This is a genomic window from Gemmatimonadota bacterium (genome assembly GCA_030747075.1).
Classification (GTDB): domain Bacteria; phylum ARS69; class ARS69; order ARS69; family ARS69; genus ARS69.
In genome coordinates this window covers 118,420-141,848 of sequence record JASLLL010000001.1, presented here as the reverse complement: position 1 = coordinate 141,848, position 23,429 = coordinate 118,420, and the positions used below count along the sequence as shown (strand labels likewise).

At 68.0% G+C, this 23,429-nt stretch carries 24 protein-coding genes; 13 read left to right on the top strand and 11 right to left on the bottom strand.

Annotation, left to right across the window (positions count from 1 at the left end; genetic code table 11):
- Positions 1 to 117 precede the first annotated feature (117 nt).
- Entirely contained in the window at positions 118 to 693 is a 576-nt protein-coding gene (locus QF819_00515) for a sulfotransferase family protein (GenBank protein MDP6801647.1), read from the top strand.
- Here QF819_00515 and QF819_00510 read toward each other — a convergent pair.
- Both QF819_00510 and QF819_00505 read right to left on the bottom strand, forming a co-directional pair.
- Positions 657 to 1,778, bottom strand: a complete 1,122-nt coding sequence (locus tag QF819_00510; protein MDP6801646.1) for a DUF3810 domain-containing protein — start codon at positions 1,776 to 1,778, stop codon at positions 657 to 659. The two genes, QF819_00515 and QF819_00510, sit on opposite strands and share 37 nt — an antisense overlap.
- A gap of 71 nt (positions 1,779 to 1,849) precedes the next feature.
- Positions 1,850 to 3,241 (bottom strand): UTP--glucose-1-phosphate uridylyltransferase, encoded by a 1,392-nt coding sequence (locus QF819_00505; GenBank protein ID MDP6801645.1) that lies wholly within the window; start codon positions 3,239 to 3,241, stop codon positions 1,850 to 1,852.
- Here QF819_00505 and QF819_00500 point away from each other — a divergent pair.
- The gene (locus QF819_00500; protein MDP6801644.1) at positions 3,240 to 3,740 is read left to right on the top strand and encodes an isoprenylcysteine carboxylmethyltransferase family protein; all 501 of its coding nucleotides are present in this window, start codon (positions 3,240 to 3,242) and stop codon (positions 3,738 to 3,740) included. The genes QF819_00505 and QF819_00500 overlap by 2 nt on opposite strands.
- A 25-nt stretch (positions 3,741 to 3,765) precedes the next feature.
- On the opposite strand, the gene QF819_00495 is transcribed toward QF819_00500, so the two are convergent.
- Positions 3,766 to 4,104, bottom strand: a complete 339-nt coding sequence (locus tag QF819_00495) for a hypothetical protein (protein MDP6801643.1) — start codon at positions 4,102 to 4,104, stop codon at positions 3,766 to 3,768.
- On the bottom strand, positions 4,097 to 4,567 hold the full coding sequence (locus QF819_00490; GenBank protein MDP6801642.1) for a PTS sugar transporter subunit IIA: 471 nt from the start codon (positions 4,565 to 4,567) through the stop codon (positions 4,097 to 4,099). The genes QF819_00495 and QF819_00490 overlap by 8 nt, the downstream gene beginning before the upstream one ends.
- A gap of 188 nt (positions 4,568 to 4,755) precedes the next feature.
- Between QF819_00490 and malQ the strand changes: the two genes are divergently transcribed.
- Positions 4,756 to 6,291 (top strand): 4-alpha-glucanotransferase, encoded by a 1,536-nt coding sequence (malQ, locus tag QF819_00485; GenBank protein ID MDP6801641.1) that lies wholly within the window; start codon positions 4,756 to 4,758, stop codon positions 6,289 to 6,291.
- A 284-nt stretch (positions 6,292 to 6,575) separates the two neighbouring features.
- Here the strand turns inward: malQ and QF819_00480 are convergent, their stop codons facing one another.
- The 3 genes from QF819_00480 to QF819_00470 all read right to left on the bottom strand — a co-directional run bounded on the left by QF819_00480 (position 6,576) and on the right by QF819_00470 (position 9,199).
- On the bottom strand, positions 6,576 to 7,541 hold the full coding sequence (locus tag QF819_00480; protein MDP6801640.1) for a nucleotidyl transferase AbiEii/AbiGii toxin family protein: 966 nt from the start codon (positions 7,539 to 7,541) through the stop codon (positions 6,576 to 6,578).
- Positions 7,531 to 8,349, bottom strand: coding sequence for a hypothetical protein (locus QF819_00475; GenBank protein ID MDP6801639.1), 819 nt, complete (start codon positions 8,347 to 8,349; stop codon positions 7,531 to 7,533). The genes QF819_00480 and QF819_00475 overlap by 11 nt, the downstream gene beginning before the upstream one ends.
- 403 nt (positions 8,350 to 8,752) lie before the next feature.
- On the bottom strand, positions 8,753 to 9,199 hold the full coding sequence (locus QF819_00470; GenBank protein MDP6801638.1) for a hypothetical protein: 447 nt from the start codon (positions 9,197 to 9,199) through the stop codon (positions 8,753 to 8,755).
- A 446-nt stretch (positions 9,200 to 9,645) separates the two neighbouring features.
- On the opposite strand from QF819_00470, the gene QF819_00465 reads away from it, so the two are divergent.
- The 6 genes from QF819_00465 to QF819_00440 all read left to right on the top strand — a co-directional run bounded on the left by QF819_00465 (position 9,646) and on the right by QF819_00440 (position 14,038).
- A complete protein-coding gene (locus tag QF819_00465) occupies positions 9,646 to 10,335 on the top strand; it encodes a CHAT domain-containing protein (protein ID MDP6801637.1) in 690 nt (229 codons plus the stop codon).
- Between the two features lie 73 nt (positions 10,336 to 10,408).
- A complete protein-coding gene (locus QF819_00460; protein ID MDP6801636.1) occupies positions 10,409 to 11,080 on the top strand; it encodes a hypothetical protein in 672 nt (223 codons plus the stop codon).
- The gene (locus QF819_00455) at positions 11,077 to 11,619 is read left to right on the top strand and encodes a TlpA disulfide reductase family protein (protein ID MDP6801635.1); all 543 of its coding nucleotides are present in this window, start codon (positions 11,077 to 11,079) and stop codon (positions 11,617 to 11,619) included. Before QF819_00460 ends, QF819_00455 begins: the two co-directional genes overlap by 4 nt.
- Positions 11,612 to 11,839 (top strand): DUF4266 domain-containing protein, encoded by a 228-nt coding sequence (locus QF819_00450; protein MDP6801634.1) that lies wholly within the window; start codon positions 11,612 to 11,614, stop codon positions 11,837 to 11,839. The genes QF819_00455 and QF819_00450 overlap by 8 nt, the downstream gene beginning before the upstream one ends.
- Entirely contained in the window at positions 11,830 to 13,002 is a 1,173-nt protein-coding gene (locus tag QF819_00445; GenBank protein ID MDP6801633.1) for a DUF3570 domain-containing protein, read from the top strand. Before QF819_00450 ends, QF819_00445 begins: the two co-directional genes overlap by 10 nt.
- 1 nt (position 13,003) lies before the next feature.
- Positions 13,004 to 14,038 (top strand): FAD:protein FMN transferase, encoded by a 1,035-nt coding sequence (locus QF819_00440; GenBank protein MDP6801632.1) that lies wholly within the window; start codon positions 13,004 to 13,006, stop codon positions 14,036 to 14,038.
- Between the two features lie 95 nt (positions 14,039 to 14,133).
- On the opposite strand, the gene QF819_00435 is transcribed toward QF819_00440, so the two are convergent.
- From QF819_00435 to QF819_00420, 4 genes are all read right to left on the bottom strand, one after another.
- Positions 14,134 to 14,952: a metal ABC transporter permease gene (locus tag QF819_00435; protein MDP6801631.1), complete on the bottom strand. Its 819-nt coding sequence runs from the start codon at positions 14,950 to 14,952 to the stop codon at positions 14,134 to 14,136.
- Positions 14,949 to 15,884, bottom strand: coding sequence for a metal ABC transporter substrate-binding protein (locus tag QF819_00430; protein ID MDP6801630.1), 936 nt, complete (start codon positions 15,882 to 15,884; stop codon positions 14,949 to 14,951). Before QF819_00430 ends, QF819_00435 begins: the two co-directional genes overlap by 4 nt.
- Before the next feature lie 9 nt (positions 15,885 to 15,893).
- Positions 15,894 to 16,994: a hypothetical protein gene (locus QF819_00425; GenBank protein MDP6801629.1), complete on the bottom strand. Its 1,101-nt coding sequence runs from the start codon at positions 16,992 to 16,994 to the stop codon at positions 15,894 to 15,896.
- Positions 16,995 to 17,075: 81 nt separating this feature from the next.
- On the bottom strand, positions 17,076 to 17,396 hold the full coding sequence (locus tag QF819_00420) for a hypothetical protein (protein MDP6801628.1): 321 nt from the start codon (positions 17,394 to 17,396) through the stop codon (positions 17,076 to 17,078).
- A gap of 192 nt (positions 17,397 to 17,588) precedes the next feature.
- Between QF819_00420 and QF819_00415 the strand changes: the two genes are divergently transcribed.
- Genes QF819_00415 through QF819_00400 form a run of 4 tightly spaced genes read left to right on the top strand, consistent with a single transcriptional unit; the run spans position 17,589 to position 23,429 of the window.
- Entirely contained in the window at positions 17,589 to 18,467 is an 879-nt protein-coding gene (locus QF819_00415; protein ID MDP6801627.1) for a glycine--tRNA ligase subunit alpha, read from the top strand.
- Positions 18,464 to 20,563 (top strand): glycine--tRNA ligase subunit beta, encoded by a 2,100-nt coding sequence (gene glyS / locus QF819_00410; GenBank protein MDP6801626.1) that lies wholly within the window; start codon positions 18,464 to 18,466, stop codon positions 20,561 to 20,563. The genes QF819_00415 and glyS overlap by 4 nt, the downstream gene beginning before the upstream one ends.
- Positions 20,560 to 21,891 carry an alkaline phosphatase family protein gene (locus tag QF819_00405; GenBank protein MDP6801625.1) on the top strand — a complete coding sequence of 444 codons (1,332 nt, stop codon included), beginning with the start codon at positions 20,560 to 20,562 and terminating at the stop codon, positions 21,889 to 21,891. The genes glyS and QF819_00405 overlap by 4 nt, the downstream gene beginning before the upstream one ends.
- 35 nt (positions 21,892 to 21,926) lie before the next feature.
- On the top strand, positions 21,927 to 23,429 hold the full coding sequence (locus QF819_00400) for a DUF3604 domain-containing protein (protein ID MDP6801624.1): 1,503 nt from the start codon (positions 21,927 to 21,929) through the stop codon (positions 23,427 to 23,429).

Here is a 23,429-nt window from a genome sequence, read left to right as displayed (position 1 = left end):
TCCCGGCTCAAGAAACGCCCCCGAGAGATCGATGACGGAAGAGAACACCTATCGGAGGAGGACAGGATGGCGTCGTGGATTTCAAGGATACTGGGCAAGGGTCCTGGAGACCCGATCGTGATTATCTCGGGGCTTCCGCGCTCCGGCACCTCGATGGCGATGAAGATGCTGGATGCCGGAGGGGTGGAGATTATGCAGGACGGCATCCGCACCGCCGACGATGACAACCCGAAGGGCTACTACGAACTGGAGAAGGTGAAGGAGCTGGACAAAGGCGGCGACAAGGGATGGCTCGTGGAGGCGCGCGGCAAGGCCGTCAAGATCATCTCCTTCCTCCTGAAAGACCTCCCCCCCGAGAACCGGTACAAGATCCTCTTCATGCGCCGCCCGATTCCCGAAGTGCTGGCATCGCAGGCGAAGATGCTGACGAATCGGGAGGAATCGAGCGAGACCGAGGACGCCCGCATGACGGAGCTGTATGAAAAGCACCTCCAGCAGGTGGAGTTCTTCATCTCGCGTCGGGACTATCTGGAGAAGCTGGACCTTCCCTACCGGTCGGTGCTGGACGACCCGCGCGGTCAGGCGGAACGGATTCGCGACTTCTTGGGAATGGACCTCGATGTGGACAAGATGGCCACGGTCGCCGATCGCAAGCTCTATCGAAACCGGGTGGAAGAGTCGCCCTCGTCGTAGGCGCGCGGGCCGGAGTCCGGCTCCCGTCGTGACCACTCCACGATGAGCGCCACGCTCCGGCCGTAGCTGCGGACACCACCCTCCACGCGGTTCGTGCGCAGGTAGGCGTCGTTCACGCGGCGTCCGGCCGTTCGCGCGCGCCCGCGAAACTGCCTCCAGTAGGCCGCGCGGTCGTCGAGATCGCGCTGGACGCCGGGGCTTCTTCCCTCCGCCAGCACATGCGCGCCGTCCGGGTCCACCGCCGCCAGCGCGGAAAGCGTCTGCCGGTGCGCGAAGAGCGCGGCGGCATACCGCGCGAGGGCATCGGGCGCGTGCCACGCGGCCAGAAAGCCGATGAAGTTGGCTTCGTCCTCGGAGGCGAAACCCCGGCGGTGCGCGGTCTCGTGCGCCAGCGTTACGGGGAGCGTGACGGCCGGAATGCCGCGGTTGGCGTTCGCTTCCGCGGTGAACGGGAAGTAGAAGCCGGTGATCCCCAACCGGTCGAGCATGCCGCTTGCGAGGAGCCGCTTGACGCGCCCGGCGGGACGCGCCTCCCGTCCGGGAAGCCCGAGGCGGTCGGCCGCTTCGGCCCAACCCGACTCCAGCGCGGCGTGAAGCGTTGCGCCGTCCGGGGGGCGTGGCGTGGGGGCGCCGGCGTCCTCCGTGCCGTGGAGCTGGAGATAGGCGGCATTCGTCGCCTCCAGGAACCTCTTCGCGAGCGCGCCCAACTCCGGCAGGTCCGCCCCGGCGGTGGCGGCACCCGGTTCGACCCAGTCCAGCCGCTCCGGGAGGGGGGCGCGGGCGTAGTGGACCCCCCACAGAAGGTAGAAGAGCGTCACGGCCACCCCGATGTCCGACGCCAGCCGAAGCGCACCGCACCCGGCGGCGTTTCGTGCGGAGCGCCTCCCGCGCACGACGGCGTACCCCCCCCGCGCCGCCCCGCAGAACTGGCGAAGCAGGAACGCGGCGATCACCCATTCCGACAGCGCAAAGGGAACGAGGCCGCTCACCCGCGCGAGTGCGGAGGAGAGGGCGGAGGCTGCGGCCGCGGCGGATTCGGCAAGGCCGGGAGCGCGCCCGAGGAGCAGCGTGGCCGCCCATGCCACGCCGCCGCAGGCCGCGCGGAGAAGGCGCGGGAGTGCGTGAAGCGGCGGAGAGGGGGAGCGTGTCGCGCGCGTCAGGAGGAGATCACCTCCCCGTCGGGAACCTCCCGGACGGTGTCGCCCGCATCCAGCGTCACCTCTCCGCGGATCGTCACATGGCGCCCGAAGCGCACATCGCCGCGGATCGTCAGCTTCCGGCACTCGCGAAGCGACGGCGGGCCGTGCGGGATTCGCTCTCGAAGCTGGTCCACGAAGCGGTAGTGCTTCGCGTCCAGCGTGATGAGCGGGGGGGCATCCCCCAGCGCGGGGTCCGGGATGACACGGTGGTCTTCGGTCAGCGTCCATGCGTCGGAGAGAATGCCGAAGAGGTCGTTCGTCGTCTTGACCGGCGCGAAGCGATGGTGCGGAACGCGCAACGCCCGCGCCCCCTCGAAGACCGAGATGGCCGCGCCCATGGCGGTCTCCAGCTGGAAGACCGCGGGAGAGGCCGGGTCCGCCGGGTTGAGCGTCTTGGCGTTCACGATCATCGGCAGCGGGAGGACACCGCGCCGCTCGCGGAGTGTCTCCGCCAGCGCGGGGAGGTTCACCCAGAGCGAGTTCGTGTTGAAGAAGCGGTGCCGGGCGATGTTCTGGAAATCGTCCATCTCTTCTTCGGGGCATTGAGCGACCTCGCGCAGCACCAGTCGTCCGTCCTTCGTCCGCGCAAGGTGTCCGCCCTTGCGGTCCGCCGGGGTTCGGTCGCAGACCTCCATGAGGAACGGGATGTTCTCGTCGGCGAACCACCCGAGAATGTCCAGATCCAACACGGCGCCGAGGTTGTCGGAGTTGGAGACGAACGCGTACTGGTAACCGGCGGCCAGGAGCGCGTCGAGCATTCCCGAGGTGGCGAGCGCGGGGTAGATGTCGCCGTGGCCGGGAGGGCACCACTCCAGCGTGGGATCGGGCGGATGGACCGCGGGGGAGAGGTCGTCCGCGAGAACCTTGGGCACCTTGTGCTGGAGGAAGTCGGCCGGGACTCCCGCGGGCAGGTCCGGGTACGCCGCGAGGGCATCCAGCGAATCCGCACGCGTGCGGAAGCTGTTCATGAGAACCAGCGGAACGCGCGCGTCGTGTTCCGCTCGCAGATGAAGCGTCTGCCGGGCGATGATGTCGAGGAAAGTGAGCCCGCCCTTCAACGGGAGCAGGCTCTTTGCCCGGGTCATCCCCATGCCGGTGCCGAGACCGCCGTTCAGCTTGAGAATCACCGCCCGGTCGAGCGCGGCCACCCCCGCGTCCGCATGGCCGGAGAGGTCCGTGCTGGCGGGGAGCGCGTCCACCGGGTCGATGTCCGCCGCGGAGAGCAACCCGGTGTCTCCCGCCCGGAGGAGCGCGTGGTAGTGGCGGAAGGTATCGATCGCGACGACGGGAAGTCCCTCGTCGCGCATTCGCTCCTCGAACGGGGCGAAAGTGTCGGCGTTTCCGTTCATGACGCTCCTCTCCGGGCGGCCATGCTACCATCGGACCACGGGAGGGGGAATCGTGCGCTATGTGACACTTCAGATGGTGACGATGGCGGGAATGATCGCCGCGTTCTTTCCAGGGCCCAAGGACCGGCTCTGGCCGAACCACCCGGCGGCGGACGCCTTGGGTTGCCTGCTGCTGGTTGCGGCCGCGGCACTGGTGACGGCGGGGTTTGTGACGATTCGCCCGACATTCCGGGTGCGTCCCGACCCGCGTCCCGACGGCCGGTTGGTCACCGGCGGGGTCTACGGCCGGTTTCGACATCCGATGTACACGAGCCTCGCGCTGGTGGCGGTCTCGCTGGTCCTCCTGCGCCCGAGCTGGCCGATGATCGGCGCGGGGATTGCCGGCGTGGCGGTGGTGGTGTGGAAGTCGCGGCACGAAGAGCGTCTTCTTGCGGAGCGGTATTCCGAGTACGCCGCCTACCGGAAGAAGGCTCGCGGCGTTCTGGGCGCGCGCGGGTAGATCCGGCCGGATGCCGGACCCCCCCCTACACGAAGAAGAGAATCCGTCCGCAGCTCTCGCAGGTGACGAGCGTCTGCGTCCGGCGGTCTTCCCCTTCCCGGCGCTTGGAGGTGGGGACCGCCATGGAACAGGCCAGACAGGAGTTTCCGATCACCGGGGAGACCGCCCGGTCGTATCTTCGGGAGAGGCGGTCGTAGTTGCGGAGATCCCGGGGAGAGACCGACTTCACGAGCTTCGCGCGGGCTTTCTCCAGGTTCTCGATCCCCGCCGTGGAGAAGCCCAGCTCCTCCTCTTTCTTGCGCTCCCGGATCATCAGGTCGATGTCCTGAAGCGCGGCCAGCTTGTGAGTGCCACCTTCAGCCACGGAAAGCCTCCCTGAGTGCGGCCATTGCGTCGTCGAAGTTCTTCGCGCCAAGGATGGCATCTCGACTCTTCGTGTCCTGCATGGCGCTCACGAGAGAACCGAGAAGCGGCAGGTAGACATTGTTCTTCTCCTGCGGCGGGGCGACCACCAGGAAGAAAAGGCGTACCGCTTTCTGATCCGGAGATTCCCAGTCCACGCCTTTCTTCGAGCGAGCCAGCAGCACCTTCAGTCTGGGCACGGAGAGCGTGCGCGAATGCGGGATGGCGACTTCCTTTCCGATGCCGGTCGAGCCGAGCGACTCTCGGGAGGTGAGCGCTTCCAGCAGAATGTCCGGGTGGCGAATGTCCGGGTCCACGGAGAGCGCCCCCGCGAGTTCCTTGATGACGCCCTTCTTGCTGCGGGCACGGAGCGCGGGGACGAAGCGGGATTCATCGAAGTACGAAAGAAGGAGGTCGGTTGCCAAGCGCATGGGCGCTCCAGGTAAGGCGGTCTTGCGACAACAGGCGAACATCCGACGATAGAGTACCACGCGGTTCGGATGCCGACCATACTGTCACAACTTGCGGAAGCGCGGGGAGGGATCTATCGTGCGCTCCCGTTGCGGGCGGGTGCGAGACCCGGCGGGGCTTTGGAGCGTGCAGGAGGGGAAGCGTGTTCGGTCGAAGAGAGAGCGGGGTGCTGCTGCATCCGACATCGCTCCCGGGTGCGGGTGGCATCGGGACGCTGGGAGAGGCGGCGCTTGCGTTTCTGTCGCGTGCCGCAAAGGCGGGGCAGACGGTGTGGCAGGTGCTCCCGCTCGGGCCGACCGGCTTTGGCGACTCCCCGTACCAGTGCTTCAGCGCGTTTGCGGGGAATCCGCTTCTGGTGTCAGAGGAGGGGATGCGGGCGGAGGGGCTCTTGCCGGAGGGTGAGGCGCGGGAGTGGGCGGGAGGGGATGGTGGCGCGGCGGCGCGCGTGGACTACGGCGCGGTCATTGGGCGAAAGGCGGCGGTGCTTGCCGGGGCGCACGCGCGGTTCCGGGAGGGCGCGGGCGGCGGGGAGATGCGACGCGCATGGGAGGCGTTTCGCGGAAGAGAGGCGGCGTGGCTGGACGACTACGCGCTCTTTGCGGCGCTGAAGGAGGCGCACGGGGGGGCGGCGTGGACCGAGTGGCCCGTGGAACTGCGCGACCGGGACGCGGCGGCGGTGGCGGCGGCAGGAGACCGGCTGGCGGAATCGGTCGAGCGAGTGGCGTTCGCGCAGTTCCTCTTCTTCCGGCAGTGGGACGCGGTTCGGGCGCACGCGCGCGGGGTCGGGATCCGGGTGATGGGGGACCTGCCGATTTTCGTCGCGCACGACAGCGCCGATGTCTGGGTGCATCGGGACGGCTTCCTGCTGGATGCGGCGGGCCGCCCGACGGGGGTCGCCGGTGTTCCGCCCGACTACTTCAGCGAAACGGGGCAGCTGTGGGGGAACCCCCTCTACCGCTGGGACGAGATGGCGAAGGGCGGGTTCGCGTGGTGGGTGGAGAGGATGCGGAGTGCGCTGGGGCTGTTCGATGTGGTGCGGATCGACCACTTTCGAGGGTTCGAAGCGCACTGGGAAGTGCCGGCGGGTGCGGAGACGGCCGCGGGGGGGCGCTGGGTGCCCGGGCCGGGCGCGGCGCTCTTTGACGCACTTCGGGACGCGCTGGGGGAGGTGCCGGTGGTGGCGGAGGACCTGGGCTTCATCACGGAAGAGGTGGTGGAGTTGCGGCGGCGGTTCGGCTTTCCGGGGATGCGGATTCTGCAGTACGGGTTTGGAGGAGACCCCGCGGAGAACGAGCACGCCCCGGAGAACCATGAGGCGAACTCCGTGGTGTACACCGGGACGCACGACAACGACACGATCGCCGGGTGGTTCTCAGGCACCCCGGACGAGGCGGCACGGTCGCCGGAAGAGGCGGCGACGGAGCGGGATGCGTTGCTCCGGCGCACCGGCGGGGACGGGCGGGAGATTCACTGGGACGCCATCCGGGTGCTGATGGAATCGGTGGCGGAGACGGTGATTGTGCCGATGCAGGATGTGCTGGGGCTGGGGAGCGACGCGCGGATGAACCGGCCCGGGGTCGCCGGGGGGAACTGGGGATGGCGCATGGCCGAGGGCGCGTTCGGGGAGGCGGAAGCCGCGCGACTGGCGGAGGAGACGCGCCGCGCGGACCGGGGGTGAGGGGGGTGTGGCGTTCACCATCGGGCCGACCGCGAAGCCGACGGGTCGAATGGTGCAACGCTATGTTCGACGCCTCCCGAAATAGGACCAGATCAACCTGAACATGGACCAGCGGGTTCCTGAGATACAAGTATCATGTTGTGTTTCATCCAACCCCAGCTTGCTGGTGGAGTCCACCTTAGCTTGGCCGCCGGGCTGTCCAAGAAAGTGGGACCACCTCTCTGGTAGCGCAGGAAGCTGCGCACCACCTTTTCGGTATAGACGATCGGATTGAGGGCCATGGTTCAGGATGCTCCCTTGCGGTGCCGACGGACGTTGAGAACTTTCCAGCGTAGCGCCGGGTGTTGAGCGAACCGACCGATCTCCTCCTGGTCGCCGTCGAACAGCCCCTCAAGGGCCAGGCGACCCTCCGCCAGTTCGTTCATGTAGAGCGTTTCCTCCGGGCGAAGAGCGAGCAGTGCGCCCAGCCGCTGCCAGGCGGCGGTAACGAGTTCGCCAGCTTCCACGCTCCGGCCTTGGGCCAGCATCGGCAGCAGCCGCTCCTCCACCTCCTGTTGGGTCAACTGTGTTTCGAGCCGCTCTCGACCGTAGGTCCCAAGGGGGTGGTCCAGCGTCCCGGCGATCGCCACGAAACGCGCACGAAAAGTCGGCTGCCCAAGACACTCCACAAGATCGGGAGCCAGGTTGGCCACATCCCAGGCGTCGCGGGCGGCGCAGCGTTCCACTAGGGCGAGCAGCTTGCCAGCGAGCAGTTCATCGTCCCCGACGCAGGGAAGCGAAGGCCTGTCCAGCTCTCCTGGTTGCCACAGTTCACGCCGAACGGTCGGGACGAAGGGAGTCCGGAAGAGAAAGTTAAGGTCCACCTCGATACGATCCTGCGGGCCGGAAGCGGAACGGTAGTCGAGGTAGATCTTGCGTCCGGCAAAGGCATCGGCGGATTGCTGGACGCGGTAGCCGGATCGTCGGGCAAGCTCGATTACGGCTTGCTCCACCCGGGGGCGGTCCTCCAGCATTGCCGAGCGATCCGCAGCCCCGATGTAGTTGAAATCGAGATCGACCGAGAGCCGAGTCGGGGTCCTGTAGCCCAGGTTGAGGGCCGTGCCACCCTTGAGGACGAGAGCTTCCTTGAGAAACGCATGCCGCCCCACATCGCCGGCGAACTCCCCCAGACGCGCGACCTTCTCCAGGGTCGCCACCGCGAATCCACTATCGGCAGCGCAGCGCTCGAGATACTCGAGGCTAGGGCTCATCGGGTCCTCCGGTCTGCTCCAGCTCGCGCGCTACGACCAGATTCCAACGCCGGAAGAACTGGCCGCCCCGCCGCCTTCGTTCGAGATACTGGGGGGAGGCTGGCACCTCTTTCTCCCACCGCCTCAGTACAGCCTCCGAGACATGAAAGCGGTTTCGGAAACGCTCGAGAAACCAGCCGGTGGCGGCCCAGAGCTTGGCGGCGCCATAGCGCCGGAGCACCTCTTCGAGCAGGTCCAGGTCCAAGGCGGTGAAGCCGCCTGCCGAAGCCAGCAACTCCTCATGGCCACCCACCAGAGAAGGGCGGCGAAACCCTTCGACCAGGGTCCGTTCCGGTCCGGTGCATGCCAGCAACTTCCCCCGGTGCTCGATCCGGCGTGACCCGAGGGGCTGCTCCTCCTCGCCCTTCATGGCGGCGGGGATTTGCAGGAAGCGGATGCGCGCGTCCCCGAGTTGGAGGTCCTTGCGCCGCCGTGCGGTGAAGACGGTGTAATCGCGCCAGGTGGAATGAGCCGCCCCGAGAAGTTCGAGGGCGCTGTGGTGGCAGAACAGGGCATCGGGGCGCTCGACAGCAGCGACCTGAAATGCGTCCGGTTGAAAGCCATCGGGCGTGACCCCCGCCGGAACGACGGCATAGAGCCCACGGGCCAGGAGTTTCAGCGTGCCCCGGTCGAGGTGGTAGCGCAGGCGCTCCCGCGTTCTGTCCCGTTCCCCCGCCGGGGCCAGCTCCCGCACGGCCCGGTCAAGCGAGAAGACCGGGTGCCGGGAGAAGAACTCCTGCGTGGTCACTTTACGCTCCGCTCCGTTCATGGGGAGAAAACTACGTCTTTGAGCGCTCTGTGTCAAGTGCGGGCTCCCGGGGGTGTCTCAATGCGCTGGACCGCCGCAACTGGCTATGGATGGCCAGTTGCGGCGGTCTTGCGCAAGCCCGACTTTACGATCCGCGCTCGAAATGGGGTTTTTCCTCCCCGCAACGGCACCAACCGTCAAGGGAGCCCTCAATCGAAGAGGCCCCCCTGCGGGTCCGGCTCGCCGTATTCCGGCGACTCCGGCGCGGCGGGCGGGCTCTCCGTCTGCTTCAATGGGGCCATCGCCCGAGGGCGATGGAGACATTCCACAATAACATCGCGGGTTCACTCAACAGACAAACATCAGTATCAGCGGGTCGGGGCATTCATCAAGAGATATCGTCCCCGACCGGTCACCCGCCCCCTCACTTCCCCCACAGCTGGTCAAACCGCTCCGCCGCCGTTTCCGCCATCCCGATGGCGCGGCTGACATCCTCCCGCGTCTCGACGCGAAACCCGCGCCACCCCGTCCTCCCGGGCCGCCGCGAGTCCGGCCCCAGCTCCTGCCACACCTCCGGCGTCACCGGTAGCGTGCCATCCTTCCACGGCCTGAACGCGACCTCCACGCATCCGTCGTCCGGCGTCCGCTGGAGATGGAACACCACCCCGCGGTTCTTCCTCGCCGAACCCGGCGAGCGGAAGACATACAGCTGCGCCCCGTCGCCGGGGGTCATTCGGCCCCGGGGGCAAAGAGAACTGGAGGAGACAATGGGAAGCACCCGGTCGAAGTAGCGGAGCCCAAAGGTCCGAAGGCAGGCTTCATGCTCCGCGTCTGAGATCGGGTCTTCGCGGAAGAGGGGCAGGGAGATCATGGGGAACCCTCCGGATCGCAGGAAAATGCGCCAAATAGCCAAGTCTCTCGCGTGGGGCACACAAACAGACGCGACCAGTGCGGATATTTAGCAGTAGCGGGTCACACTGTCAAGTAATATCCACACACCCGCCCCTGGCCGCCATGCGAGACGGAGGGGCGGATCGGAGGGGGTGGGCTTGCGCGTCGGCCCTCGCCCGGTGGGCTTGCGCAGGGGTCGGAAAAAATGAAGCCCGGAGCGGGATTTCTGTATCAGGGAGCCGGGGGCAGGCTACTTCCTCTCAGATGGGGCCTCTTGGGGACTCCGTTCCACACAGGGTTGTGTATTCGTTGTCGGTCAGGCTCGGGGGAGAAACCCGACTCTCTTTGGAGAATTGGGAACCTGACCGTCTGAATCCGGTGGAACGGGTCCTCGAGGGGCCTTTTGCGTGCCCCTCGGGTTACCGTATGCGAACGAGTCGCCCGGTGGCGGTGTCGCCCGCATCGCTCGTCGCGCGGAGGAAGTACACACCGGAGGGCGTCCGCCGCCCGCGCGGAAGCGTGCTCGGCCGCCGTCGCCGGAGCATCCCGCGCGATGCGGAGCACCTCTTCGCCGCCACGGTTCGGAGCGGCCCGCCGGAGGTTCGCCGCGAAGTACAGACCGCCGCCGCGCACTTTCCTTCGGCAAAGACGCGCGTCCTCTTCGACCCGACGACAGCCGAACTGCTCGACCGCATCCCGCACGCTCGCACGGTTCACCTGAGCGCGCACGGGTCCTTCCGCGACGACAACCCCGCCTTCTCGCGGATCACCACCGGGGACGGCGCGCTGTTCCTTGCGGACATTCAGGAGAAGCGATTGCGCGCGGAGCTGGTCGTCCTGAGCGCGTGCGACACGGGGCTGACCTTCACCGGCCGTGGCGATGATGTGACCGGCGTTGCGCTGGGGTTTCTCGGCGCGGGCGCGCGGAGTCTGGTGGCGAGTCAGTGGCGCGCGCACGACAAAGCCTCCCGCCGGATCATGGAGGCGTTCTACGAAGAATACGCCTCGCGGGGGTCGCGGGATGTTCCCGCGGCACTGGCGGCGGCGGGGCGTGCGGTTCGCGAAGACTGGAATCACCCGCTCTACTGGGCGGCCTTTGCCGCTTACGGCCGCTGAGCGCACAGGCTCCACGCTTCCCACGCGCCATCGTTTCCCCTACATTCACGCGACTCGACCCGGAGGACGACGCTTGCACGGAAGATCACCCATCCCAACGCGCCGGTCCGTTGCGTTCGCGACGGCGTGCGTCTTTCTGGCGGGTCTTCTGCCCGCGTGTCTCTCCTCGGTCACGGAACCCGGCGCACCCATCCCACCCGACCACGACGAATCGGAGAACGGCGCGTTCCACAAGGCGGGTGCGGAGGAGCCTTTTGTGCATGGCAACTCCTGCTTCGCTTACCACTGCCATCACGCGAACCTTCGCGGGGGCTGGGCGATCGCGAAGACCCGCGAGAGCGAGGAACTCATCGAGACCTACGCGCCGTCGTGCTATCAGTGCCACGGAGTGGAGTGGGACGATCCGGACTTCGAGACGATCCAGATCACCTACCCCTTCGGCGAGGCGGTGGAGTGGCCGCAGGGTGTGGGGCGCCTCGTCGAATGGGTGGGGCCGCCCGCGGACCGCTTCACGGTGGACCTGCGACGGGTGGACGGGGACGCGAGCGTGCTCATCGCAACGCTCTTGAACGACGCGCCCTCCGACGGCGTTCTCGAGGTTCCGGAGGTCCGCGCGGACTGGGGGCACGGCCCGGGCTTCTTCGTGCGCGTGCGGGATGACCGGGGGCGCCACGCTGACGGACTCACCTTCACGATCGCGCCCTCCGGCGGGGGCGGACGCGACGCGCCGGGGTTCGCGCCATGATCCGGGCCGCCGTGGTGATCGCCTTCCTGGCCGCCGCGCCCGCGCTGGCTTCGCCCGCCTCGCCCGGGGAGGCCGCGCCGGACTTTGTCATCTCCCAAGACGACCACTCGGTCGTTCACCTCTCCGACCTGCGTGGCCGCGTTGTGCTGGTCGACTTCTGGGCGAGCTGGTGCAAGCCGTGCCGGATTGAGTTCCCGGTGCTCGTGGAGCTGTACGAAAAGCACAACGACCACGGGCTTGAGATCGTCGCGGTCAACCTCGACACGGACCGGAAGAAGGCCGACGCGTTTCTGAAGCGCGTCGGGGGGGAGCCGCCGTTTGTCATCGCGTATGACCCGGACCACGCGACCCCCCCGCTCTACGCTCTGGAGGGAATGCCGACGACCGTGCTCGTCGACCGCGCGGGGATCGTGCGAAGCCGCCACACGGGTTTTCGCAAGTCGGACCGGGCGGAGTATGAGCGGGAGATCGCCGCTCTTCTCGCGGAGGATGTTGCGGAGGATGCTGCGGAGGATGCGGCGGATGCGGCGGATGAGTAAACGGAGACGCCGGAGGGGAGTGGCGCTGGTGCTGGCCGCCGCGGTCGCCCTTTCCGGGTGCGCGACGGTGCAACCGTGGGAGCGCGAGACGCTGTCCGACCCCATCATGGTCTTTGACGAGAACGCCATCGACAAGGGCGTGCGAGAACACCACCGCGACTACCGGGAAGGCTCGGCGGGGGCGACCGGCGCGCAGAGCGGAGGGTGCGGGTGCGGGTGACGGGTCTCCTTGCGCGGGTTGCGGTGGCGTCTCTGGCGGCGATGCCCGCCCTCGGCCCCGCGAACGCGCAGGAACTTCCCGGGGACGAAGTGCAGGTTTCGTTCAACGGGTACTTCGACACCTACCGCGTGGGCATCGTCTATCCGACCGTGTCGGCGTCGCGCCGGGTGTCGGAGTCGGTGAGCGTCTCCGCGCGCTATCTGGTGGACGCGATCTCCGCCGCCTCCATGCGAAGCCGGTTCGATGTGGACGGCGTGACTTCGGCGACCACGAACGAAGGCGGCGGCGCGGACGACTCCCCCGACGAACTTCGCCAGGAAGCCGGGCTCGGCGTGACCGGGCTTGTGGGAGAGGGGACGGCGTCGCTGAATGTGCTCTTCAGCACCGAGCACGACTACACCTCCGCCACGATTGCGGCGCGCGCGTCGCATCCGTTCCACCGCAAGAACACGGAACTGAGCGTGGGGTTTGTGCGGAGCCGCGACGAGAGTTTCCCCCAGACGCGTGACTGGCGAAGGGACAAGACCGTGACGACGCTGAGCGCGGGCGTCTCCCGCATTCTGGGGAGGCGAACGATCGCGCAGGCGGAGTTGTCGTACACGGACATGAGCGGCTTCCTGTCCGATCCCTATCAGGTTGTGACGATTGTCTATCCCGACCACGCGTCGGCGCGCCGGTACGAACCCGCGTCGCCGGACCGGCGGCGACGGAAGGCGGTGGGCGCTCGCGTGAACCGGATGATCGCGGACGGGATGTCGTTGCAGGTGGGCTACCGGTTCTACTGGGACTCGTGGAGCGTGGAGTCGAACACGGCAAGCGCGCTCCTTCGCAGGCACTTCCGCGACGGACTTGTGACCCTCGGGATCGGCGGACGGTACTACCGGCAGACGCGCGCGGACTTCTTCCGCGAATCGTATGACGCGCCGGAGGAGTTCATGACGGTGGACTCCAAGCTGGATTCCGGGGATTCGCGCGAAGTGGAACTCACGGTACGCGCGGGCGGCGGACTCTTTGGCGACCTGCCGGTGATCGGGCGCGAGGGTGTGGACCTGAACGCGAGCGTCGCATGGTACCACCGCCGCACGGACACGCCGGACTGGTTCACGCGGCGCACGGATCTCCATGCGATCGTCACCAGCATCGGGTACCGGGTGCGGTTCTGACATGCGCGCGCTGACGCGGGCGGCCGTGGGCGTGGTGGTCGTCGCGCTGATGATGGCGCGGCCCGTGGCGGCCGGGCCGGAGCGCGTCGAAGTCTCCGTCAGCAGAATCCTCATGGGCACGCTCGTCGAAGCGACCGTTCTCGCGGAAGACGAATCGCACGCGCGCGCCGCACTCCTGGAAGCGTTCCTGGAGATGGAACGCGTGGAGGCGCTGCTTCATACGGAAGGGGACGGGAGCGACATCGCCGCGCTGAATGAATCGGCGGGCGGGGAGGCGGTACCGGTCGGGCCGGAGGCGTTCGGCGTGATCGCGCGCGCGTGGGAGTATCGCGCGCGTTCCGGCGGGCTCTTCGATGTGTCCGTGGGTGCGCTCACCGCGCTGTGGGGTTTCGGCGACCATGACGCGCGCGTCCCGGAGGCGGCGGAAGTGGCGGCCCTCCTGCCGGGCGTGGGTGCGGGCGCGGTGGTGATGGACGCGGCAGCGGGGACCGTGCGGTTGCCGTCCGCGGTGACGCGCGTGGACCTGGGCGCGATCGCAAAGGGATACGCGGTGGATCGCGCGGCGGCGGTGCTTCGTGAACGCGGGCTTCGCGACTTCCTGCTGAACGCGGGCGGCGATGTCTTCGCGTCGGGACGCAAGCGACCCGGCCGCCGGTGGTGGATCGGCATCCGGCACCCGCGCCGGGCGGGGGAGCTTCTGGGACACTTCGAACTGGAGGACGCGGCCGTGGCAACCAGCGGCGACTACGAGCGCTTTGTGGAAGTGGACGGAGTGCGCCACCATCACATTCTTGACCCGAGATCGGGTTGGCCCGCGCGCGGGTCGAGGAGCGCGACCGCCATTGCACCCACGGCGGAGGAGGCGGACGCGCGGGCGACCTGGCTGTTCATTGCCGGGGGGGACGGGAATGGCGGCGAGGATGGGGAGGACCGCGGGGTGGTTCCCTTTCCGCGATCACTCCATGTGGATGCGACCGGGCGGGTGCGGGCGGATTCGCTCCTGATTGTGGAGCACGGGCTGGTGATTCTGGACTGAGTCCCCCCGCGGCCATTCCCCGGCATCTTGACAAGAGGAACCGACCGCCCCGTGCCAGCGCACAGCGCCTTGATCACCCGTCGCCCGGAGTGAGATCAGCGCCGCACGACTCTCTCCGCGAGCAGTTGGATCACGAGGAACCCTCCGAACACGCATACGATGGCCGCCCCCGTTGGCAGGTCGGCCACATAGCTCACTGCGGATCCGGCCACCACAGCCAGTACTCCCACGCCCATCGCGTAGACGAACTGGACCCGGTTGGCCGGGAAGAGCCTCGCCGCCATCACCGTAGGCACCACCAGCAACGCAAACACCAGCAGCACCCCGGCTACCTGTACGCTCGAGGTCACGGCGGTGCCGAGGATCGCGTAGAACACCAGATCCCACCAGCCGACGTGGAGACGGTTGCGGCGGGCCCCCTCCGAGTCGGTGGAGATGCGACAGAGCGGAACGCGCCAGAGCCACAGCAGGCCGCCGAGGGCCGCGTACAGCACCGCCGTCTTCACGACGACCGGCCAGGTGACCCACAAGATGGCACCCACGAGCAGGTGGCGGATCTCTTCGCCACCGTGGGGTACCTGAGTGAGCACCAGGATCATCGAGGCGCTGGCCACGACATAGATGATGCCGATGTACGCTTCCTGGGGCACCCGGTCGCCGCGGGTGCGGCTCAAGGCGATCAGGCCGGCGCCCAGGAAGGTGGTGACCAGCGCGATGAAGTGGGTCATGTCGGAACCGATCTCGCCGCCGAGGATCAGCGAGACCGCCACGCCGAAGGCTGCCACCTGCGCCAGGGCGATATCCACGAAGATCACCCCCCGACGCACCACATGCCACCCCAGATGGGAGTGCATGGCCACCAGAACCAGGGCCAGGACGACCGGGGCCGCCATCATTTCGAGAAAGCCGCTCATGAGCCGGCTCCTTCCGCCGCGGCTGTCGCCAGCCCCTTTACGATCGCGTCGATGAGGTGCAGGTAGCTGTCGACGCCATCCACCGCACCCGTGGACGCCGGCAGAACGGCCAGGGGCGCGCCCATGCGGTGGGCGGCGCGGCGGGCCACATCGATATGGCTCCAGGTGGCCGCCACCACGATGACATCACCCAGTTCCCGGCCCCGGTCAATCATCTCCTGCACATGCCGGGGTGACGGCGTGATGCCCGGACGGTGCTCGATCTCTCCATACACATCGAGGCCGAGCCAGTGGACCAGGTAGGCCCAAGTCTGATGGTAGAGAAGCACATGCCCCGCCCGGGCCGGGGCGATGTCCGCTTCCCACCCGGCCAGCCTGCCGCGAATGACCCGGGCGAAGGAGTCGGCGCGAGCGGCATGGGCCGCGGCGTGGTCGGGGTCGAGTTCACCCATGCGTGCGGCCATATGCCGGGCCACTCGCACCATGGCGCGGGGGTCGAGGGTGTAGTGGGGGTTGCCCAGGGCGTGGATGTCGCCGTGGCCGCGGTCGACATGATCGTGCGGCACACCCAGGACCTCCGTCAGGGCCGAGGAGCAGTCCAACTCGCCGTCGGCTCCAGGACGGACCTTCGGGTTGCGCGCCTTGCGGATGAGGCGGGGCAGCCAGCCGATCTCCAGTTCGAGACCGTTGTAGACGAGCAGGTCAGCCTTGCCAAGCTTGCGGGCCAGGCTGGGTTTGGCCGACAGGTAATGGGGGTCGGTCGAGCCGGGACAGAGCACCGAAACCTCGACATCGTCGCCGCCCACGAGCCGGGCGAGATCACCAAGGTCCGAAGTGGTGGCCACGACTCTCAGGCCGGCTTCCGCGACATCGGGAGAGAGCGGCGCGACCGCGAGGAGCAGAAGCGGAAGGGCATGGATGATGCGCGTCATGGCGTCCTCCTAGTACAGGTGCGCCGGGTGCGACCCGATCGTGAAGTTCCACTGCACCGAGGCTCGCAGATTCGCCGCTTCGCCGCCGGTCTTCCCGGTGCGCGACACCTCGCCACGCAAGGAACTGAAGTGGCTGGGCGCATAGGTGACGGCGGCCTTCCACTCGGTCCAGTCGGCCCGTTCCCCGTCCTCCTTCTCGTGGTCGTGTTCGAGCGCCCCGTCCACTTCCCCGCAGCCGGCGCCCACCCACCAGTCGCGGTGGACGCGGTACCGGGCGAGAGCGAACCAGCCCACGGGGTTCGCCTCGCCATGCTCGGCATCAGGCAGGTAGGCCTCCACGGACACCTCGGCGGCAGGGCCGTGGGATTTCGCCGAAGAAGTCCATTTCCATGTGGCATCGAATCCGGCGACCGCCAGATTGCCGGTTTCGTCTTCGTGCGGAGCACCCGGCCCGCTCAGGTACGACCCGCCGAGTTCGAAGGTGGCGTCGTCGCCCAGATCGAAGAGGTTCGACCAATGGGCGCCGACGACAAGCGCGTCCTCATGGGGGTTGAAGATCTCCGCGTCACCGTTCACACCGTACACCATCACCTCCGACCACCAGGGAAGGGGCAGTGAGGCGTCGACCGCGGCACCCACCTCGCTCAGGCCGTGGTCCCCGAGGATCCGGCGCTGGGCCAGAGGCGCCCGGGCGAAGGGGTACTGGTGAGTGTGCAGCATGGCGTGGCGGCCGACGGGCAGGTAGAAGCGGCCGAGGGTCAGGCCCAGGCCGGCGGGCATGGCGGTGCTGGTCAGCGCGGCGACCTCCAGGTCGGTCTCCAGGCCATGCCCCTCACCGTCTTCGTGATCGTGGGCGGGATGGAAGGCCACCACCACATCGGCGGCCCAGAACGGATCGACTGCCGAGGTGAACTGGACCTCCGCCTCCTGGAGCCTGGCGAAGTTTTCGTCGGCGGTGGATGAGCCGTCGTTCCATTGCCCCAGAAACAGGGCATTGAAGCTGATGGCCGGGTTCATGTCGTTGGACACGCCCGTGGCCGTGGACGACGCGCCGAGCGCGGCGCTGACGGTCAGGGACAGGATGGCGGCGACAAGCAGAGTCGTCTTCATAACAGTCTCCTCCAGACAACAAGATAGACGCCGCAGGGACCGGTCTGGCCCACGGCGGTCATGCTCGTGTTTCCTTGCGCGTCAGGAGGCGGTCGGAGGCGCGCGGGAGTCCGGGAGGCGCGGTCCGTCGAACTCGGGGAGGCGCTCGGGCGACGCGACGCGCGCGCGGCCCAGCACGACCAGTTCGTCCGTGAACCGGGGGGTGTCCCCTACGGCATCCACGCCGTGAAGGACACAGCAGGCGTGATGCTCCGGGTCGGTTGAGCCGGGTTGGTGGCCGACATCGCCGACATGGTGCTCGAGGTGTCCCGCTTCACAGGCGACACCCGCAATGAGAAGCAGCAACGCCGCGACGCGGAGAGCCGTGGGTGACCGGAAAGAAGAGCGGAATCGCCAGATCATGGCACCAGTCTAGTCTGCCCCGGTCGCTTCGACAAGGCTGCCGATTCCTCACGCCCGCCTCACGGCGCACCCGGCTTGCGGTTGCGGGCCTTCCCGCGCGCGGTCGCCTGGCCGGTTCCGGCACCCCCCACGCGCCTCTTCCCACACCGCCGGATTCCGCTATACTCCCTCGCCATTCGGAGGAGCCGGACCATGACACTTCAGGAGATCATTCTTCGCCTCGAACGCTTCTGGGAGGGGCAGGGCTGCGTGCTCACGCAACCCGTCAATACCGAGGTCGGCGCGGGCACCTTCAACCCGCACACATTCCTCCGCGCGCTCGGGCCGGACCCCTGGCGTGTGGCATTTGTGGAGCCGTCCCGCCGTCCGAAGGACGGCCGCTACGGCGAGAATCCCAACCGCGTGCAGGAGTTCCACCAGTACCAGGTCATCCTGAAGCCTTCCCCCGACGATGTGCTCGACACTTATCTGGAAAGCCTCGGCGCCATCGGTCTCACGCTGTCGCGGCACGATGTCCGCTTCGTCGAGGACGACTGGGAGTCGCCCACGCTCGGCGCGGCCGGTCTCGGCTGGGAGGTCTGGCTCGACGGAATGGAGATCACCCAGTTCACCTACTTCCAGCAGGTCGGCGGCATCGAACTGGACCCGATCAGCGTGGAGTTGACCTACGGGCTGGAGCGGATTGCCATGTATGTGCAGGGCGTCGATCACATCCGTGACATCCGCTGGAACGACACGCTCACCTGGGGTGATGTCCACCTCGCGAAAGAGCGGGACTTCTCCCGCTACAACTTCGAAGAGGCGAACACGGACCTCCACTTCCGGCTCTTCTCGGATTTCGAGGGAGAGGCGAAGCGCCTGCTTGACGCGGAGCTTCTCTATCCGGCGTACGACTTCGTGCTGAAGTCGTCGCACTGCTTCAATGTGCTCGACGCGCGGGGCGCCATCAGCGTGACGGAACGCGCCGCCTACATCGGGCGGGTGCGTGCGCTGGCGGTGCGTGTCGCAAAACTGGCGATCGCCCGCGCTTCCGGCGAAGCGGCCGCGCCTTCCGGGGGGGCTGCGTCATGAACGCCGACCTGCTCTACGAGATCGGTACCGAAGAGATTCCCGCCGGTTACCTGGCTCCCGCCGCGCGCGGGCTGGAGTCGGAGGTGCGCGCGTTCCTGACCGGCGCGGCGCTCCCCTTCCGCAGCCTCTCCGTCGACTACACCCCGCGCCGCCTCGCGCTTTCCATCACCGGTCTCCCGGAGTCGCAGGAGGATCGCGTGGAAGAGGTCACCGGTCCGCCGTGGAAGGCCGCCTTTGCCGGGGACGGCACCCCGACGAAAGCGGCGGAAGGGTTCGCGAAGGGCCGCGGGCTGGCCGTCGCCGACCTCGTCAAGGTGGAGACGGAGAAGGGGCCGTATGTCGGCGCGACCGTCACCACTCCCGGGCGGCGCACCGCGGACCTTCTGGCCGAAGCACTCCCCGCGGCCACGGCCGCGATCGTCTTTCCGAAGACGATGCGCTGGGGGCCGGACCGCTTCCGTTTCGCCCGGCCCATCCGCTGGCTGGTGGCGCTTCTGGGCGGGGAGGTCGTGCCCTTTTCGATCGAAGGTGTCCAGACCGGCCGCGCGACCTTCGGTCACCGGTTGCTCGGCCCCGGTCCGTTCGAGATGCGCTCCCCCGCAGACTACGCGGATTCCCTCGCGAAGGGGCGCGTGGTGCCGAACGCAGCCCTTCGCGAAGAGCGGATCGCGGCGCTTCTCGCGGACGCCGCTCGCGACGCGGGCGGGACCCTCGTGCCGGATGCCGCGCTCGTTGAGGAGGTCGCCTGCCTTGTGGAGACGCCACACGCGCTCACCGGCTCCTTCGACGACGAGTTCCTCCGGCTTCCCGAGATCGTGATTCGCACCGCCATGCGTTCGCACCAGCGGTACTTCGTGGTCGCCGGGCCGGACGGAAAGCTCCTGCCCCGGTTCCTCTGCGTGCTGAACGGAGAGCCGGGCGACCCCGCGCAGGTGCGCGACGGCAACGAACGCGTTCTCCGCGCGCGCCTCGACGACGCACGGTTCTACTGGACGGAGGATCGCCGCACCACGCTGGAGGAGAAAGTCCCCCGGCTTGCGGACATCGTCTGGCTGCGCGGGTTCGGATCACTCGGTGACAAGACGGACCGCGTGCGCAAGCTTGCCGTGTCCATCGCCTCGGCGCACTTCCCCGACGCCGAACAGACCACCGATCGCGCCGCGCTTCTCTCCAAGACGGACCTCACCACGGAGATGATCCGTGACGGCAAGGAGTTCACCGCGCTTCAAGGCACCATCGGAAAGGAATACGCGCGCGCGTGCGGCGAACCGGACGAGGTCGCCGCCGCCATCGAGGAGCAGTACTTCCCGCGCCACGCCGGAGACGGGCTTCCCGCGTCCCCCGCCGGAGCGGCGATTGCGCTTGCGGACCGGATCGACACGCTCGTCGGAGTCTGGGGCGCCGGGCTGAAGCCCACCGGATCGAAGGATCCCCACGGGCTCCGCCGCGGGGCGATCGGCGTCATCCGCATCCTCCTCGACCGCAATCTCGCCGAGCGCGTCGGGTCACTCATCCGCGCCGCCGCGGATCTCTACGGCGGCCTCCTTGCGGATCCGGACACCGTCGTCGCGGAAGCCTCCGCCTTCGTGCGCGACCGGCTGGCCGGGCATCTCGCGGAAGAAGGGTTCGATGCCGATGTGGCCGCCGCCGTCGTCGCGTCCTCCGGCGGGAATCCCGTGGATGCGCGCGCGCGCACGGAAGCGCTCACCGCCATGCGGAGGACGAGCCGCGATGACTTCGAGGCCCTTGCCGCCGGGTTCAAGCGCGCGCGGAACATTCTGAAGAAGGAGTCGGCCGAAGGCGCCCCGGAGCGCGATCTTCTCACCGAAGACGCCGAGACCGCCCTCTTCGACGCGTTCGCCGCGGTGGACGCGGAAGTCGGCCGCGCCGAAGAGGAGTGCCGCTACGCGGAAGCGCTCGCCGGGCTGGCCAGCCTTCGCGGACCCATCGACCACTTCTTCGACTCCGTCATGGTCCTCACCGACGACGATGCCGTCCGCCGGAACCGCCTCCGGCTTCTCGGGCGCATCGCGGACCGCTTCGCCGGGCTTGCGGATCTGTCGAGGATCTCCCCTCCGGAGCGTGGCGCCGCGTGAGGCGCTTGTCGCTTCCGCTCGCCGCCGCGCTCCTCTTCGCGGCCGGATGTTCCGGTGGAGGCGACAACCCCGCCCCGCGCGTCATCGTCTTCGGGATCGACGGCGCGGACTGGGACCGCGCGCTCCCGCTCGTGCGGCAGGGGAAGCTCCCCGCCATGAAGCGCATCCTCCGCACGGGTTCCCGGCGAACGCTCGTGTCGCTCATTCCCGAGCGCCTCTCGCCCACCATCTGGACCACCGCCGCCACCGGCGTCCTCCCCGAGCGCCACGGCATCCACCACTTCGTGACGCGCGGCGAAGACGGCTCCATTCAGCCTGTCACCTCCAACCAGCGCCGCGTCGCCGCTGCCTGGAACATCCTCTCCGCACGCGATCGCACGGTGGGCGTGTACGGCTGGCTGGCCACCTGGCCCGCGGAGCCGGTGAATGGCGTGATGATCTCTTCGTACACGCCCTTTTTTGCGGGATGGAGCGGCGACAAGGCCAGCCGTCCGCTGAAGGGCACCTTCGTCGAAGGCATCCGCGATCAAGTCTGGCCGCCCGGGCTTCAAGAGGAGCTGTCCGCGCTGAAGACGCGCCCCGATTCCATTGGCGACCATGAACTCGCCGCGCGCTTCACCGGCGTTCCCCTTCCCCGTGCGCCATCGCCCGACGCCGCCCGATCGCTGGAGGGCATGCGCTGGTCGTGGGCCAGCGACCGCACCTACGAACGCATCTACCACCACCTTGCGGACCGTTCACAGCCGGCGGAACGCGCGGATGTGGAGTTTCTCTATTTCGGGTCGGTGGATGTCGTGGGTCACCGGTTCTGGAAGTACATGGAGCCGGACACCTACGCTCTCGGCAAGGTGGACCCCGCCGAAGTGGCGGCCTACGGACTCAGCATCGAGAGCGCGTACCGCTCCGTCGACGATATCCTCACCGGCGTCCTCGCCCGCGAGGAGGAGCCCACGCGGCTCTTTATTCTGTCGGACCACGGGTTTCGCGAAAACCGCGACCCCGCGCGAGCCACCAGTTCCGGGTGGCATCGCTCCAGCGGCATTCTTCTCAGTGACGGGCCGGGGCTCCGCGAAGGCCTTCTGCCCCCGGCGTCGGTGGTCGACTTCACGCCAACCCTCCTCTATGCTTCCGGGCTGCCGGTGGCGACGGACATGGACGGAAGCCCCGCGCTGGATCTCTTCGAAGAGGAACACCTCTTTGGACATCCCGTTCAGGAGATTCCCTCCTGGGAGCCGGAAGTGGATCGAGAGCGCGGAGGGGCGCCCGTTGCCTCCCCGGTGGACGCGGAGATTGTGTCCCGGCTTCGCGCACTGGGGTATCTCGACTGACAGGACACGCGGCCCACGGGCCGGGAGGAATCCGGATGATGCACGGTGGAACAACAACCGTCGCGACGGCATGGCTCGTCGCGCTGGCTCTCCTTCTCCCCGGATGCGGCAAAGGCACCGAGGATGCCGCCGTCCCGTCGGAGGGCGGAACCGAATCGGCAGGCCCCTCCGTGCCCGTGACGGAAGTGGGTACCTATGTCCATCTCGTGATCCCGTCCATCGTGAAGGCGGGCGAAGAAGTCGACCTCAAGATGCGCGTCGTGACGCAGGTTGGCGCGCCGGACTACGACTTCGAAGGCGGGTTTCGCGTGGAAGCCTCCGCCGAGAACCCGTTCCAGAAGATGGACCGCGCTTCCTGGGAGCCGGACGAAGACGGTTTCTACCTGATGGAAGGCCTCGTCTTTGAGCTTCCGGGCGTACAGAACCTGCGCGGCCTCGTTCCGGAGGACACCGTGTCGGCGGAAGCGAACGCCTTCGTCGTCCAGACGGATCCCGACTACCGGATCTACTGGGGTGACCTGAGCGGCGTGAGCGACCTCGGCGCGGGGAACCACGCGCCCGCCGTCTATTTCTGGTACGCGCGCGGCGTGGGGCTATTGGACTTCGCGGCGTTGACGGATTCGGACTATGACGCGTCCATCGAAAAGGCGCTCGACGAAGAGGCGTGGATGGAGATCGAAGGCAGCGTCCTCGACGATCTCCACCGCCCGGGAGACTTCATCCCGCTGCATGGTTTCCGCTGGGCGTCCGGGGAGTATGGGGATCGCCTCGTGCTTCTCCCGGGGCCGCCGGAGCGGTTGTGGTCGAACGCGGCCGGATTCGACACACCGGAGAAACTCGCCGCCGCGCTTCCTGACGGTGCCATCCTCGCGGTGCCGCACCCGCCCGGAACCACGACGCGTCCCGCCGTGGATCCCGCCTCCGTAGCCCCGTCGCGGGAGGGGCTGGTGGAAGTGGTTTCGTCGCTCGGGATGTTTGAATCGGCCGGGCTTCCGCGCCCGCCGGACACCGGAGACGCGCCCGGTCCCTACGCGAAGGACCTTCTCGCCTCCGGGGCGCGCGTGGGCTTCATCGGCACCGGGGACATTCGCTCGACGCAACCCGGCAACCCCATGGGCATTCGCACCGGGGACAGCATCTGGCCTGTCGGGCTGACCGCCGTTCTCGCAAAGGAACTGACCCGCGAGGCCGTGCTGGACGCGCTTCGTGAGCGTCGCTGCTACGCCACCTCCGGCCGTCGTTACCTGCTGGAGTTCACCGTCGACGGGCACCAGATGGGTTCGGACCTTCGCGTGCCGAGTGGCCATGTCGCGGCCATCTACGGTTCGCTCGGGTCGATGACGCGCTGGATGCGGATCGAGGTCGTCGGGCCGGACGGGCCGATCGCCGCGCTCATGCCGGAAGGCGAGGACATCGATGTCGTGGAGATCACGGCCGAGACGCTCCCGGTCACCGAGCCGACCTGGTGCTACCTGCGCGGCATGGACGAGTACGGGGGGATGGCCTGGTCGAGCCCCGTGTACCTCCAGCCGGAATAG